Genomic DNA, 15833 nt, shown 5'->3' with positions numbered 1-15833 from the left:
CATACCCTGAGCGGGGGACCGCAGCGCCCGAACCGCCCATGTCCGATGGGGATTCGGGACCTTCGGAGCGGATACGGGGGGGCCATTGTTCAGCGAGAGCCATGTCGCTCATCCGCCGGCGCTCGAACACGCGCTGGTGGACCACATGTGCGCGGTGACGGGTCTCGACACCCCGGACGGACGCGACCTCCTGATCAGCATGCTGTCCGGCCCGTTACCCGAGCTGGGGAACGTGCGCCGGCACGGCCGGACACGGCTCGACACCCTGGAGATCGTCCGGGCCTGTCTCCGGGAGCCGCGCGGACTGCCCGAGCTCCTCGCCACCCTGGACGTGTACGCCCCCGGATCCGCCCCCGTCCTGCGGATCAAGGAGCTCGTCGCCGCCCCTTCGGTCCTGGCGGCCCTGCCCGAAGCGGAGTTACGGGACGTCCGCACGCTGCTGGCCCGGGTCGACCACCTCGACGCGCACGGCGAGCTGTACGCGGCCGCCGGTGACCTCCCCCTCCCCCACCGGCCCGTCGCCACCCTGGGGGAGGCGTTCGACTTCCTCAGCAGGGCCAACGCCCGCCCCGACGGACTGCTCCCCACCATGGTGCTGGTCGAGCAGGTGGCCGCCGCGCTCGACCGGTCGCCCGCCCACCGGCCCACCGCCGTCGGGCTGCGCGAATGGAACGAGGCCCAGGCAGCCAAGCTGGGCCTCGCGGCCCCGCTGGCCGCGATGCGCGCGGAGAGCGACCGGGGCCCGGCGGCACAACCGGCTCCCGCCTGTCTCGTTGTGCAGTTGTGCAAACACGGAATGAGCCCGGACCGGTATCTGCTGTCCCACTGGCGACAGATCCGTCCGGGGCCGTGGCGGCCGGAGCGCGGCGAGGACCGGGTCGTGACCCTGGCCGAGGTCGGGCCCACGGTGGAGCAGCTCGTGTACCGGGCGGAGAACGACTGGTCCGGGCGCCCCGGCAATCCGGTGCTGGAGTTCGTCCTCCCCTTCCACCTCCTGAACCATCCGATGGAATGGCTGCCGCTCGGCTCGCAGTCCTCCTTCGCGAGCGCCCTGTGCCTGAGCTATCCGGTCGTGCTGCGCAGCCTGGAGCGCATGAGGGCACCGCAGTTCCACCGGCGGTGGCACAACCGCTGGCAGCAGATGCAGGACAGCCACGACACCGTCTGCCACTGGGACACGGCGGGCCGGCGCGGCCACGACCCCGTCCAGTGGAACAGCAGGCTCACCGCCGACGAGCGGCTCGTCGCCGTCGCCCTCAACGACCCCCCGCTCCAGGGACCCGGCGGCAGCCGGGACTCGCTGGAGACCGCCCTGCGCTCGGGGGTGCCGATGGCCGTCTGGGACCGCCGCCCCGGGGCGCCCGCCGAGTTCCGCAAACGAGCGGCGAAGAAGCTCATGAAGGGTAAGCCGGCCGAGCTGCCCGCGCGCGTGCAGCAGCTGCGGAACGAGGCCGCCACCGCCGCCGCCGCACAGCGCGACACCCATGTGGGCCGTCATGTCGCGGTGCTGTTCGACGATCCGAACCGCATCGTCGACTGGTCCGGGTCGCCGGGGGCCGACACCGGGAACGTACGGGGCGGACACGACGACGAGGGGGAAACATGAGCGGTGTCCAACATCCGGTCGAGAGCGGTCGGAACGGCGGGCACGTCAGCAGCCGCAGCTGGTGGATCTACCGGGGGACCGGCCGGCCGCTGACCGACATCCGCCTGGGCGACATCCTGCCGGCGCCACCCGGCTGGCGGGACTTCGACGGCGGCCCGGTGCTGCCCCCCGTACCGGCCGAGAACGCCGAGAGCGACCGGCGCCTCGGCGTCGTGGGCCGCGCCACGCCCCGGCAGGACGCGCACGACATCGACATGATCAACACCGCGCTGCTGCTCCGCAGGCCGCTGCTCGTCACCGGGCGGCCGGGCATCGGCAAGTCCACCCTGGCCTACCTCGTCGCCCGCGAACTGGGCCTCGGCCGCGTGCTGCACTGGGGCATCACCTCCCGCAGCACGCTGCGCTCCGGTCTGTACGAGTACGACGCCATCGGGCGGGCCCAGGCCTCCCTGGGGCGCGGCCGGTCCGGCCTGCCGGTGCCGTCCCAGGCGACCGGCAGCGGCCCGGAGGACGGCGCGGGCGGGGCGAGGATCGGGGACTTCGTCCGGCTGGGTCCGCTGGGCACCGCCCTGCTGCCGTACGAACTCCCCCGCGTCCTGCTCATCGACGAGCTCGACAAGAGCGACATCGACCTGCCGAGCGACCTCCTGCACGTCCTGGAGAACGGCTCGTACGACGTCCCCGAGCTGGTCCGCGCCCGCCATCAGGAGGGCGAGGCCCGGGTGTTCACCGACGACCCGGACCAGACGGTGACCGTGACCGACGGCCGGGTGAAGTGCCGGGCCTTCCCGTTCATCGTGATCACCAGCAACGGCGAGCGGCAGTTCCCGCCGGCCTTCCTCCGCCGCTGCGTCCGGCTGGACGTCTCCCCGCCGCGCGAGGACCAGCTCGCCGCCATGATCGCCGCCCACTTCCGGGACCAGGGCGGCCGGCCCGACGCCATGATCCGGGCCTTCATGGAGCGCAGCCGGGAGAACGGCGGACTGGCCACGGACCAGCTGCTGAACGCGGTCTTCCTGCGGACGGCGGGCGTCCGGGAGGACGACGAGGCCTGGGGCGAGCTGCTGGACGCGCTCTGGCGCGAACTCTCGGGAGCACCCTGATGGACGACGACTCCCGGCCGGAACCGGAGGCCTTCGAGGTGGCGGAGGCGCTGTGGCTGCACGCGTACCAGACGCTCGCGGCCCGGCTCTCCCCGTCCACCGAACCGCCGCGCCCCCGGCCGACGGTGCCGCCCGGGCTCTCCGGGCCGCTCGACGGCCACGGGAGCCCCGAAGATCACGAGCCCGCCGACGACCCTGCGCCGCCGGCGGGCTCCGGGCTGCCCGAAAGCCCCGGACCGCCACCCGGTGGAGCGCCCGAGGGGACACCGGGCGGGACGGCCGGCGGGTCTCCCGGCGGGTCCGGCGCGGCTGCCGGTGGCGTTCCCGACGGCGCTCCCGGACGGGTCGCGAACGGCGGCGGTCCCGACCCCGCGCCCGGGCTGCCCGGTGTCCCCCGGCCGACGGTGGCACGCGGCGGCCCCGACCGGCTCCCGCCCGGGGGCGACGCGGTCTCCGCGTACCCCCTCGCGGGCGGCTTCCAGGACGTGTACGTCCGGGCCGGCCCCGCACCGGACCTGCGGGACGCGCCCGACATCGGGCGCTGGCTGCGGCCGCTGAGGCAGATGGTGCCCTCGGCGTCCGAGATCGAGCTGGACGAGGAGGTCACCGCCGAGCGCGCCGCCGAGGACGGGCTGTGGCTCCCCTACCTCCGGTCGGCGGACGAGCGCCGCTTCGACCTGGTCCTGGTGGTCGACGACCACGTGACCATGACGATCTGGGAGCAGACGGTCGCCGAGTTCACCGCCGTGGTGGAGCAGTCGGGCGCCTTCCGGGACGTCCGGGTCCGCCGCCTGGGCGTGCGCGAGACCGCCGCGGGCGAGGAAGTGGTGCTGCACGGCCCGTACGGGGAGCGCGGCCCGGCCGGCGACCCCGCCGAGCTCGTCGACAGGACCGGTCGCCGGATCATCCTCGTCCTGACCGACGCCCTGGCACCGCTGTGGCGGGGCGAGGCGGGCGCGAAGGCCCTGGAGCTGTGGGCGACGGCGGGGCCGACCGCGGTCGTGCACCTGCTGTCCCAGCGGGACTGGCACCGCACCGCCCTCACGCCCCGGCGGGTGCGGGTCCGCGGCCCGCGCGCGGGCGCCCGCAACACCGAACTGTCCGTGCACTTCCCCGAGGCGGAGCGCGATCCCTTCGACCCGCCGCCCTCGACCTGGCGGGTGGCGGTTCCGGTGCTCGAGCTGGACGCGGGCTGGCTGGGCCGCTGGGCCGCGCTCGTGGCCGGTACGGAACCCGGGTGGACCGACGCGTCCGTCCTGCTCCTCGGCGCGCCCGCCCGGGACGCCTGGGAGGACGAGGAGATCGAGCCCTGCGCGCCGTCGGTGCAGGAGCGCGTCCGCCGCTTCCGCAGCCACGCCACGCCCACCGCCTTCCGGCTGGCCACGCATCTGGCCGCCACCGTCCTGGAGCCGCGACTGGTGCGGGACGTCCGGCTCAAGCTGGTTCCGGAGGCCCAACCGGCCCATGTGGCCGAGCTGTTCCTCAGCGGTCTGGTCGAGGAGCTGCCGTCCGAGGAACCGCTCGGTGCCGCCTTCCCGACCCCGCTGGACTTCGTCGACGGGGCGCGCGAGGCCCTGCTGGCCAGCGCGATGCGGGGGGACACCGCGCGGGTGGCGCGCTCGATGTCCGATTTCTACGGCGACCGTTTCGAGGCGGCCCGGGGGCTGCGCGGCGCCCTGCTCGCCCCGGAGGACGTACCCGACCCACCACTTACGGAGGAAAGTCTTCCGTTTGTCCGGGTCGAGTTGGCCGTGCTCAGAGCCCTCTCCGGGCCGTATCTGGAGCGGGCTCAGCGGATCAGCGCGGCTCTGGAGGGCGGCCCGCCGGGAGCGTCGCTCGCGCCGAACGTTCCGCCATTGGTCCACGATATCCGTCATACACCTGAAAATTCCGACACGGGCGGCCTTGCCATGACCGACACCACTGCCAGTCAGCACCAGCGCGAAGACGGAGGGGCCTTGAACGGCACCCCGGTCCAGCCGATTCCCGGCCCGAGTCCCGACGGGCAGCCGGACAACGGGACGCCCCCTGCCCACGGCACGACCCCCGCCCACGGCACGCCGATCCCCGGCCCGGCCGCCCCGCAGCCCCAGCCGCAGACCCACCCGCGCCTGTCCGTCCCCGCCGTCTGGGGCAACGTCCCCCCGAACAACCCCAACTTCGTCGGCCGGGAGGACCTCCTGGCCCAGGTCCGCGAGCAGCTGCTGACCGGTGACACCTCGGCGGTGCTGCCCCACACGCTCCACGGCATGGGCGGTGTCGGGAAGTCGCAGATCGCCATCGAATACGTCTACCGGTACGCGTCCGACTACGACATCGTGTGGTGGATCCCCTCCGAGCAGCCCACGATGATCCTCACCGCACTCACCGAACTCGCCCAGCGAATGGGCCTGAACGCGGGCAGCGAGGCCAACCGGGCCGTCCCTGCCGTCCGCGAGGCCCTGCGCCGCGGCGATCCGTACAGCAGGTGGCTGCTCGTCTTCGACAACGCCGAGAACGTGGAGGCCGTGCGCCCCTACTTCCCGACGGGCGGCACGGGCAAGATCCTCATCACCTCCCGGAACCAGGAGTGGGACCGGGTGGCCCGGACGCTCTCCGTCGACGTCTTCTCCCGCGAGGAGAGCAAGTCGCTGCTCCGCCGGCGCGCCCGCGACCTGACCGACGAGGACGCCGACAAGCTCGCCGAGGCCCTGGGCGACCTGCCGCTCGCCATCGAGCAGGCGGCGGCCTGGCAGGCCGTGACCGGCATGGCCGTGCCCGAGTACCTGCGGCTGATCAACGAGAAGATCGCCGAGCTGATGCTCGAACTCGTCCCGTCGCCCGACTATCCCATGTCGGTGGCCGCCGCCTGGGACGTCTCGCTGCGCCAGCTCGAACAGCGCAACCCGGCGGCGCTCCAACTCCTCCAGGTCTGCTCCTTCTTCGCGCCCGAGCCCATCTCCCGCTCGCTGTTCAACAACTCGCGGAGCACCACGATCGCCCCCGAGCTGGACGACGCCCTGCGGCATCCGATCAAACTCGGCCGGGCCATCCGGGAGATCAACGTCTACGCCCTGGCCCGCATCGAGCACCGGCACGACACCATCCAGCTGCACCGACTGGTCCAGGCCGTGCTGGTCAACCGCATGTCCCCGCAGCAGCAGGCGGACATGCGGCACGGCGCCCATCTGCTCCTCGCCGACGCCAACCCCAACAGCCCCGCCTCGCGCGAACTGTGGCCGCGCTACCAGGCGCTGCTCCCGCACGTGGTGGTGTCCCGGGCCGTGGAGTGCGAGTCGCCGTGGGTGCGCGGTCTCGTCCGCGGCATGGTGGAGTTCCTCTACGTCTGGGGCGAGCACAAGGGCTCGGCGGCGATGGCCCGCGAGGCGCTGGAGATCTGGACCGAGAAGTTCGGCCCCGAGGACCAGCAGACGCTGGAGATGGCGAAGTGGCTGGCCTTCACCCTGCGCGTGCTCGGTGAGTACCAGGAAGCCGCCGCGATGATGCAGCGCACGGCGGACACGTACATCCGGACCGCGGGCGAGGACGACGAGGGCACCCTCGACGCCCTCATCCAGCTGTGCACCGGCCTGCGGCTGCGGGCCGAGATGGCGCGGGGCCTGGAGATCAACCGGTCGGTGTACGAGCGCTCCCTGCGGGCGTTCGGCGAGGACGACCCGGCCACCCTCCGCGCGGCCCACAGCCTGGGCGTCGGCCTGCGGCTGATGGGGCTGTACCGGGAGGCGCGCGTGTACGACACGGAGACGGCCCGGCTGCGCGCCCTCAACCTGGGCGAGAACCACTTCGACACCCTGAACACGCTGAGCGGTCTGTCGATCGACATCCGCGAGACCGGCGACTACCTGGAGGCCGTGGCCCACCAGGAGGACGTCTACGCCCGCTACATCGCCGCCTTCGGCGAGGACAACCCCACCACCCTCGGCTGCGGCCGTGTCCTCTCGGTGTGCCGCCGCCGCGCGGGGGACCACGAAGGGGCGCTGGAGCTCTCGGAGACGGTGTGGACGAAGTTCGTGAACCGCTACGGACCCGACCACCCGGACGCCGTCGCCTGCGGGGCCAACCTCGTCGTCGACCTGCGGCAGGACGGTCAGCTGCGGCGCTCGCGGGAGCTCGGCGAGGCGACCGTCGACCGCTACACGGCGAAGCTCGGGGCCGACCACCCCTACACCCTGTCGGCCCGCACCAACCTGGCCCTCACCCTGCGGCACCTCGGGGATCTCGACGCCGCCGGGGAGCACCTCGCGGTGGCCCTGCCCGGGATGCGCGAGTCGCTGGGCGACACGCACGTCCTCACGCTGACCACGGCCATCGGCGCGGCCAGCCAGTACGCGGCCGAGGGGCGCTTCACGGAGGCCCTGGAACTGGACGAGAAGACCCTGGAGATCCTGACGCGGGACCACGGCGAGGACCACCCGACCACGCTGGCCTGCGCCAACAACGTGGTCCTGGACCTGCGTGCGCTGAACCGCGACACCGACGCCACGGCCCTGCACACCGAGACCCTGACCCGCTTCCGGAGCCGGCTCGGCGAGGACCACCCTGCGGTCGCCGCCTCGGCGGGCGGCCGGCGGGCGGACGTCGACATCGCACCCGTGCCCTTCTAGGACGGCGTACGGGGTACGGGGTACCGGCTGAGCGCGACGGGCCGGCCGGGTCGCTGAGACCCGGCCGGCCCGTCGGCGTACGCGTACGCGTTCCGGAAGCCGCTACGGCAGGGGCGCCGCGTCCGCCGTGGGCACGGGCCCTGCCTCGGCCCCCTGGCCCGGGAGGGTCTCCGGGGGTGTGGCGGTGCTCGCCGGGCGTCCCTTGGCCGGCCGGCGCAGCAGTCTGATCAGCGGTCCGGCGGCCGCCGTGGTCAGGAGTGCCATCACGACCAGGAGGGCGTAGAGCCCGGGGCCGATCACCCCGGCCGCCAACCCGACGTTGAGCACGATGAGTTCGGTGAGCCCGCGGGTGTTGAGCAGGACGCCGATCAGCAGCGAGTCCCGCCAGGGGATGCGGACGCCACGGGCCGCGAGCGTGCCGGAGGCCACCTTGCTGACCACCGCGGCGGCGCATATCACCACCAGGAGCAGCAGGTCGGAGCCGTGCAGCCCGTCGAGCGCGACCGCCATCCCGGAGACCGCGAAGAACACCGGCAGCAGCAGGCCCCCGGCCTCCTGGAGCGGGCGCAGCAGGCTGCCGTCCGGGGTGCCGTCGGAGCGGCGGGGCATCACGACCCCGGCGAGCAGGGCGCCGAAGATGACGTGCAGCCCGAGCGCGTTGGTGGCCCAGGCCGAGGCCAGCGCGACGGAGACGGCGACCGGGATCTGGTGGGACACGCGGGTGCCGGCCCGGTCCTTCCACCAGGCCAGCAGGGGGCGTACGACGAAGAGCATCACCAGGACGTAGACGGCCAGCAGGGCGGCCTTGACGAGCCAGTCCCGCAGCGAGCCCTGCGCGCCGCCCACCAGCACCACGGCGAGGACGGGCCAGCTCAGCGCGTCGATGACACCGGCGGCGGCCATCGCGACCGTGCCGGGGACGGTCCCGGCAAGACCCTGGTCCTTGATGATGCTCGCGAGCACCGGGACCGCCGTGATGGACAGGGCCACGGCCATGTAGAGGGTGAAGGTGGCGTCGACCGGGCGCCCGCCGTTGACCGCCTCGAAGGCCTCGGGGAGCAGCAGGACGAGACCCGCGCCCATCGCCATGGGGACGACGAAGCCGCCCAGGGAGACGGTGGCCACCGCCCGCCGGCCGCGCAGGAGCCCGAGGTCCAGTTCGTATCCGACGGCGAACAGGAAGAGGACCAGGGCCACTTGGGCGAAGGAGGTCAGGATGGGCTGGATCTCCGCCGGGAAGAGCGTCTCGTACACCCGGCCGGGGAGCAGCCCCAGGAGGCTGGGGCCCAGCGCGATGCCCGCGAAGAGCTGGCCCACAACAGGTGGTTGGCCTAACCTGCGGGCCGCCGCGCCCAGGGCGGAGGAGGTCGCGATCACCACGGCGAGAGCTGCGACGACATGCGTGACGACGGAGTCCGAACTCACCGGCACACCCCTTCTGGCATATGCCGCCCACTGTGGCACAGTCCCTACGGAGTGTAGCCGCCGACGCGCCAAGTGGCCTATTGTGGAAGCCATTTGGCGTATGCCGCCACGAACGGGGGGTCAGCATGACGACGGTGCTGTTCGTACACGGCACGGGAGTGCGAGAGCCGGGATTCACCGGAACTCTGGAGCTGGTTCGGGAGGGATTGCGGCCCTTACGGCCCGAAGTCGCCGTTACTCCCTGTTATTGGGGCGAAAGCGCGGGATCGGCACTCCGTTCGAACGGCGCCTCCGTGCCGGGGTACGGCACCGGGCGGGGGCTGCCGGAGGCGGGCGCCCCGGGCGCGGAGGCCGACGGCCCAGACGAGGACGTCGAGTTCTGGGGACTCCTCTACCTCGATCCCCTGCTCGAACTGCGGCTGCTCACCACGGAGTCGGCCGCGCGCACGGAGCTGGCCCCGGGCGCCGTACCGCCGGGCGAGGCCCTCTCCTCGGCGGCCCAGTCCCTCACCGGGGACGCCCGGCTGCGCGAGCTGCTGGACTCCGCGGGGATCGGCGAGGACTTCCCCGCCGCTGTCGCCGCCGTCCTCACCTCGCCGGACGGCCGCCTGTTCCTGCGCTCCCCCGCCGCTCATGCCGAAGTCGACGCGCTGGCCAGGGCGTTCACGGCCGAGGCGGTACGCCGCCGGGCCGAGCGACCGGGTGCCGCGCCGGTCTTCGACGGCACCGCCCGCGACGAGGCCGTCGCCCGGATCGTCACCCTGCTCCCCGGCGACCCGCCCGACGGGGCCGGGACGCACCGCGGCCCCGTCACCCGGCGGGTCAAGCGGCTCGCCGGACGGCTGGCGCTCGGACTCGCCTCCGCCCAGGTGGTGAAGCGGCGGTCGGCGCTCACCGACGCGGCGCATCCGGCGGCCGGGGACGTCCTGCTCTACCTGTCCCGGGGCGGCGCGATCCGTGAGGTCGTCGCGGAGGCGGTCCGGGCCGCCGAACCGCCGGTCGTCCTGCTCGCGCACAGCCTCGGCGGCATCGCCTCGCTGGACCTGCTGGTGCTACGGGCGCTGCCGGAGGTCGAGCTGCTCGTCACCGTCGGCTCGCAGGCGCCGTTCCTCTACGAGCTGGGGGCGCTGCCGAGCCTGGAGCACGGCGCGCCGCTGCCCGGGCACGTACCGCCCTGGCTGAACGTGTACGACCGGCGGGACCTGCTCAGCTACGTCGGCGCGGGCGTCTTCCCCGACCGGGTCCGGGACGTGGCCCTCGACAGCCGCCAGCCCTTCCCTCTCTCCCACAGCGCCTACTGGAGCAATCCCGAGCTGTACCGCCTCCTCGCGGAGGAGCTGCCGTGACGGGAGCGCGTCCGGAGCGCACGTACGCCCTCGTCGTCGGCGCGGAGCGGTACGCGGCCGGGCCGTCCTGGGACCTGCCGGGGCCCGCCGCCGACGCCCGCCGCTTCACCGGCTGGCTGCGCGGGCGCGGCGTACCGGCGGCCCATGTCTTCCTGCTGCTCGATCCGCTGCCCGGCGCGGGCGGACCCGAGGTCGACGTCGCCGCGGGCACCGCGGGGCGGGAGGCCGTGCAGGAGGTGCTGACGCGCCGGCTTCCGGTGCTGGAGGGCGACCTCCTGTGGGTGTTCTGGGGCGGCCACGGTGTCACCGACCCGCAGGGGCACCGCAGGCTCTTCTACGCCGACGCCGGCCCGGACGACCGCCGGAACCTGGACCTGGACGCCTGGCTGACCGCCTTCACCACCGATCTCCTGCCGGGCTTCCGGCGCCAGATCTGGGTGGTGGACTCCTGCCAGACCTTCGTCGAGGACCTCGGCTTCGCCCGCTCCCTGCCCACCGAACTGCCGTCCGGGGGCGAGCGGTTGCCGGGCCGGGAGCAGTTCGTCCTGCTGGCCTCCCGCCCGGGGCAGCGGGCGGTCAACGACCCCGTACGGCAGACGGGGGCGTTCTCCCGGGCCGTACTGGCCGCCCTCGGCGCCTCGGACGGCGGCGTGTGGCCGCCCGACATGAACGCGGTCGCGGACACCGTCCTCGGGCAGTTCACGGGGCCGCCCACCGGCCCGTTCGCCGACGGGTCCGCCGGTGCCGGGCAGCGGCCCACCGCGCTCTGGCACCGGTCCTGGGCGGGCGACGAGCGCCGGCTGGAGTTCCCGACGACCCGGCGACTGGAGGAACCGGTGCCGGACGCGGGTCTCGCCGCACTCATCAACCTGCTCGCCGGCTGGCCCGGCATGGCGGACCGGGACCACCGGCAGCTCGTGCTCGGGATGCTGCCCCCCGACCTCGCCGGATCGATCCCCCGCATGGGTGCGCCGCGCCCCGACATCATCAGCATCGTGCGCACCTGCCGGCGCCACCCCGGAGGCCTGGCCGCCCTCGTCGAGGCGCTCGCCCTGCTCGAACCGGGCTCCCTGGAACAGCGCGAGCTGAAGGACTGGACCGACCGCTGGCTGACGCCCGGATCAGGCGGCTGACCGGCGGATCACGCTCTTCCCGAACCCCCCTGCCTGCGCCATCATGAAGTCAACGGGGTTCATGGCTGTGAGGGGGTTGTCGCATGCACGCGTCCGACGAATACATGGGATCCGAGTTGATCGATCTCAGCGAGATGCCGCTGTCCGCCCTCCGGTCGCAGAGTCCGAGCCTGCACGCCCGCTCGCTGGAGCGGCTGCTCCGTCAGGTCGAGTGTCCGCGGGTCAACTTCGCCGGAGGGGACGGACAGCCCGGGCGGGCCGACTGACGGTCCCCGGGAGGAGATCCGTGCAGACCGACGGACGTCACGAACCCGCCCGCAGCCCGCACCATCTCGTTCCCTCGGCGCACTTCGACGCCCTGGCCGCGGGCCGGGGCGACGCCGGTACGATCCGCTTCCTGCGGACCACGGAGTACAGCAGGCGCCTCCTGCTGCTGCGGGCCCTGCTCGACGGCGTCGCCGAGACGCCCGGCGCTCTCGGCCCGCTGCCGGACGTGGACAGCGTGTGGGACACGCTGTCGGCCGCGCAGGAGCGCTCCCCGGAGGTCTTCGGGGAGCTGCTGCTGCACCCGCAGGTCGGGGTCTGGCTGGGGCACGGGCTGCGGCGGCTGCGGCGGACAGCCTGGGGGGACGGGCCCCTGTGGACCGACCTCGGGCACGTCTTCACGGTGTGCGCGGTCGCCGCGCTGCGCACGGGACTTCCGCTGCGCACCACCGTGCCCCTGCGGGACGGCGGCGTCATGTTCCCCACCCTCGGGCTCGCCCGGCTGCCCGACCGTCCGCGCTGGGGGACGGCGGAGGTGGTGGTGGAGGCGGGACGCCTGCGGGTCGACCCGCACGGGGCGTGCGTGGGCCCGCCGGACCGGACCGGCACACCCGGCCCGCCCGGCCCGCCCGGCCCGCTCTTATGCACCGGCCCGCCCGGCGACGACGTACCGGGATGGCAGGGGCCGCACCGGCTGCACGCGCGCGTGGCGGGACGGCCGGTGGGGGTCTGGCTGGACGACATCGACCCCTACCGGGACCTGAGCGAACCGCTCCCCGCGCACCGTCTCTCCCCGGACGAGACCGCCCGCTGGCGGGAGCGGTTCGGCCTGGCGCTGGGCCTCCTGGAGGACAGCGACCCGGAGGCGGCCGTGGCGCTCGCGGAGGGCCTGCGCAGTGTGACGCCCGTGCGGTCGACGTCGGCCTGGACGGTGCTCAGCGCCTCCTCCGGGGACGCCTTCGGCGGTCTGCTGACCTCGCTGCCGCCGGATCCGGTCACCTTCGCCGTCACCCTGGTCCACGAGTTCCAGCACACCAAACTCGGCGCGCTGCTCCATCTGCTGACGCTGGAGCGGGACGACGGCGCCGAGCGGCACCACGCCCCCTGGCGGGACGACCCCCGCCCTCTGAGCGGGCTGCTCCAGGGCGCGTACGCCTTCCTGGGGATCACCGACTTCTGGTCCCGCCGCCTGGACCGGGCGCCCGCGGCCGAACGGGCCTCGGCCGAGTTCGAGTTCGCCCTCGGCCTGCGCCAGACGCGGGAGGCCGTCGAGACCCTCGGCGCCGACCCCGCGCTGACCGCCCACGGACGCCGGTTCGTGCGGGGCATGGCCGCGCGGCTGCCCGCGTGGACGGCCGACCGGCGGGTCCGGCCGGGCATCGACGTCATGGCCGCGTTCTCCGCCACGGACCACCGCACGGAGTGGCGGATACGGCACCTGGTGCCCGCCCCGGACGCCGTACGCGCTCTCGCGAGGGCCTTCGTCACCGGGGCCCCGGCCGATCTCCGCGGCGCCGGGTCCACCGTGGTCCCCGACCTCACGGCCCGCTGGTCCCACGCCCGCACCCGTCTGATCCGGCAGGTGCTGGGAACACCGGAACCCGGCACCCCGCCTTTCGGAACCTCCGGAACCTCCGCCGACCCGCCCGCGCCCTCCGCCTCCGCTTCCGCTTCCGCCTCCGCCGCCGAACGCGCCCTGGTCGCCGGCGACCCGGCCGCGGCCGACGCCTACGCCCGCCTCGTGGCCGAGGACCCCGAGGCCCCTGAGGCCTGGACCGGCCTCGTGCTGGCGCTCGCCCTCGCCGAGCCGGCCACCCGCCCGCTGCTCCGGCGCCCCGAACTCCCCCGGGCGGTCCACCGCGAGCTCCGCGTCATCGGCACGACGGCCGACCCGCGGCGGCTGGCCCGCTGGCTCGCGGCCGGCATCACCGGCCTGCCGGACGGGACCCGGCGGCCGCGGGCCTGACGACAAGGGGGGCCGGACGGCAAGGGGGGGCGGACGGCAAGGGGGGGCGGACGGCAAGGGGCCAGACGGGGGGGCCTGACCACAGGGGGGGCTGACGGCAGGGGGGCTGACGGCAAGGGATCCGCCGGCCAGGGACCTGCCAATCGGCTGCGGTCGGTGTGTGTTCGCCCACCGTACGGCGGGCAGCCATGAGGCGGCCTTCCGGACGTGGGTCGCGGGCGCTCTCCTTGGGGCGCCCGTACGCAGGCCCGGCCGGCCGCGCGCGCACCCGCACCCCCACCGACCGCACGCACTCCCGAGGAGAACTCCCCCATGACCGACATCGATCGCCGCCGGTTCCTCCAGCTGACCGGCGGTGCCGCCGCGTTCACCCTGCTCTCCGAGAGCATCGCCCGCGCCGCCGCGATCCCGGCGCAGGGCTCGACCGGCACGATCCAGGACGTCGAGCACATCGTCGTCCTGATGCAGGAGAACCGTTCCTTCGACCACTACTTCGGGGCCATGAAGGGCGTGCGCGGCTTCGGCGACCCGCGCCCCGTGACGCTGCCGAGCGGGAAGTCGGTCTGGAACCAGGCGGACGGCACGAAGGTCACCCTGCCCTTCCGGCCGGAGAGCGCCAAGCTCGGCATGGAGTTCCTCCAGGGTCTCAACCACGACTGGGCGGGCGGCCAGAAGGCCTTCAACAAGGGCAAGTACGACCAGTGGATACCGGCGAAGACCAAGGCCACGATGGCGTACCTCACCCGTGAGGACATCCCCTTCCACTACGCGCTGGCCGACGCGTTCACGATCTGCGACGCCTACCACTGTTCGTTCATCGGCTCCACCGACCCGAACCGCTACTACCTGTGGACCGGCCACACCGGCAACGACGGCACGGGCGGCGGCCCGGTCCTCAACAACGCCGAGGCGGGCTACGGCTGGAAGACGTACCCCGAGCGCCTGGAGGCGGCCGGGATCTCCTGGAAGGTCTACCAGGACACGGGTGACGGCCTGAACGCCGCCGGCTCGTGGGGCTGGATCAACGACGCGTACCGCGGCAACTACGGCGACAACTCGCTCCTCTACTTCAACACCTACCGGAACGCCCAGCCCGGCAACCCCCTGTACGACAAGGCCCGCACGGGGACGAGCGTCAAGAACGGCGACACCTACCTCGCCGACCTCCGCGCCGACGTCCAGGCCGGCCGACTGCCCAAGGTCTCCTGGATCGCGGCCCCCGAGGCCTTCTCGGAGCACTCCAACTGGCCGTCCAACTACGGGGCCTGGTACATCGCCCAGGTCCTGGACGCGCTGACCTCGAACCCGGACGTGTGGGCGCGTACGGCCCTGTTCATCACGTACGACGAGAACGACGGCTTCTTCGACCACGTCGTCCCGCCGTACGTCCCGGCCTCGGCGTCCCAGGGTCTGTCGACCACCCCGACGGCCCTGGACCACTTCCCCGGGAAGACGGGATACGTGGCCGGCCCCTACGGCCTCGGCCCGCGCGTCCCGATGATCGTCGTCTCGCCCTGGTCCACCGGCGGCTACACCTGCTCCGAGACCTTCGACCACACCTCGGTGATCCGGTTCATGGAGAGCCGCTTCGGGGTGCAGGAGCCCCAGATCTCCCCGTGGCGGCGAGCGGTCTGCGGCGACCTGACCTCGGCCTTCGACTTCACCCGGACGAACACCCAGCCTGCCCCGCTCCCGCCGACCGCCGGCTACTACCCGCCGGACCGGAACCGCCACCCCGACTTCCTGGCCACCGCCCCGGCCACGGGCACCATGCCCCGCCAGGAGCCGGGCGCCAAGCCCACCCGCCCGCTGAAGTACGCCCCGTACGTGGACGGCGCCGCCGACATCGCGGCCGGCACGTACCGCCTGTCCTTCGGCAGCGGCCCCTCGGCGGGCGCCCAGTTCTACGTGACCTCGGCCAACCGCACGGACGCCCCCTGGACGTACACGACGGAGGCCGGCAAGTCCCTCTCGGACACCTGGAACACCAAGTACTCCAAGGGCCTCACCGACCTCACGGTCCACGGCCCGAACGGCTTCCTCCGCCACTTCCGCTCCCCCGGCAAGACGGCCGTCCCCGAGGTCACCGCCCGCCACAACCCCACCACGGGCAACCTGGACCTCACCTTCACCAACGCGGGGACGGCCGAGGCCCGCCTCACCGTCACCCACGCCTACGCGGGCGGCCCCGCGACGGTCGTCGTCCCGCGCGGCGCCACGGTCACCCACACGGTCGACCTGACCTCCAGCCGCGCCTGGTACGACGTGACGATCACCTCGAACACGTCCGCCGACTACCTCCGGCGCCTCGCGGGGCACGTGGAGACGGGCGCCGCGGGCGTCACGGACCCGGGCATCCTGACCTACTGACCCGGACGCGACCCCG

The 15833-nt window shown here is 73.8% G+C and carries 9 protein-coding genes; 8 read left to right on the top strand and 1 reads right to left on the bottom strand.

All coding sequences use genetic code 11. The annotated features are described in order from the left end of the window. Window positions 1–85 precede the first annotated feature (85 nt). The 3 genes from DEJ46_RS27495 to fxsT are packed head-to-tail and all read left to right on the top strand — an operon-like array spanning window position 86 to window position 7313. The gene (locus tag DEJ46_RS27495; RefSeq protein ID WP_150270566.1) at window positions 86–1606 is read left to right on the top strand and encodes an effector-associated domain 2-containing protein; all 1521 of its coding nucleotides are present in this window, start codon (window positions 86–88) and stop codon (window positions 1604–1606) included. Next, complete coding sequence (locus DEJ46_RS27490; protein WP_150270564.1) at window positions 1603–2709, top strand: AAA family ATPase; 1107 nt, start codon at window positions 1603–1605, stop codon at window positions 2707–2709. Before DEJ46_RS27495 ends, DEJ46_RS27490 begins: the two co-directional genes overlap by 4 nt. Then, the gene (gene fxsT / locus DEJ46_RS40555; protein ID WP_150270561.1) at window positions 2709–7313 is read left to right on the top strand and encodes an FxSxx-COOH system tetratricopeptide repeat protein; all 4605 of its coding nucleotides are present in this window, start codon (window positions 2709–2711) and stop codon (window positions 7311–7313) included. The genes DEJ46_RS27490 and fxsT overlap by 1 nt, the downstream gene beginning before the upstream one ends. A gap of 102 nt (window positions 7314–7415) precedes the next feature. Here fxsT and DEJ46_RS27480 read toward each other — a convergent pair whose 3' ends face one another. Beyond that, entirely contained in the window at window positions 7416–8738 is a 1323-nt protein-coding gene (locus DEJ46_RS27480; protein ID WP_190622922.1) for a cation:proton antiporter, read from the bottom strand. Between the two features lie 293 nt (window positions 8739–9031). Here DEJ46_RS27480 and DEJ46_RS27475 point away from each other — a divergent pair, with 293 nt between their 5' ends. The 5 genes from DEJ46_RS27475 (at window position 9032) to DEJ46_RS27460 (ending at window position 15817) form a co-directional block, all read left to right on the top strand. Next, on the top strand, window positions 9032–10084 hold the full coding sequence (locus DEJ46_RS27475; RefSeq protein ID WP_223835137.1) for a hypothetical protein: 1053 nt from the start codon (window positions 9032–9034) through the stop codon (window positions 10082–10084). Next, window positions 10081–11217 (top strand): effector-associated domain 2-containing protein, encoded by a 1137-nt coding sequence (locus DEJ46_RS27470; RefSeq protein ID WP_150270556.1) that lies wholly within the window; start codon window positions 10081–10083, stop codon window positions 11215–11217. Before DEJ46_RS27475 ends, DEJ46_RS27470 begins: the two co-directional genes overlap by 4 nt. Window positions 11218–11300: 83 nt before the next feature. Continuing rightward, window positions 11301–11483, top strand: coding sequence for a hypothetical protein (locus DEJ46_RS39315; protein ID WP_167534161.1), 183 nt, complete (start codon window positions 11301–11303; stop codon window positions 11481–11483). Window positions 11484–11503: 20 nt separating this feature from the next. Further along, window positions 11504–13447: an HEXXH motif domain-containing protein gene (locus DEJ46_RS27465; RefSeq protein WP_190622920.1), complete on the top strand. Its 1944-nt coding sequence runs from the start codon at window positions 11504–11506 to the stop codon at window positions 13445–13447. 312 nt (window positions 13448–13759) lie between these two features. Continuing rightward, entirely contained in the window at window positions 13760–15817 is a 2058-nt protein-coding gene (locus tag DEJ46_RS27460) for a phosphocholine-specific phospholipase C (RefSeq protein ID WP_150270552.1), read from the top strand. The last annotated feature ends 16 nt before the right edge of the window (window positions 15818–15833 follow it).

The sequence above is a fragment of the Streptomyces venezuelae genome (assembly GCF_008642375.1).
GTDB lineage: Bacteria > Actinomycetota > Actinomycetes > Streptomycetales > Streptomycetaceae > Streptomyces > Streptomyces venezuelae_G.
Note: the sequence above shows the minus strand (reverse complement) of the source record. Positions and strands in the feature narration are given on the sequence as shown.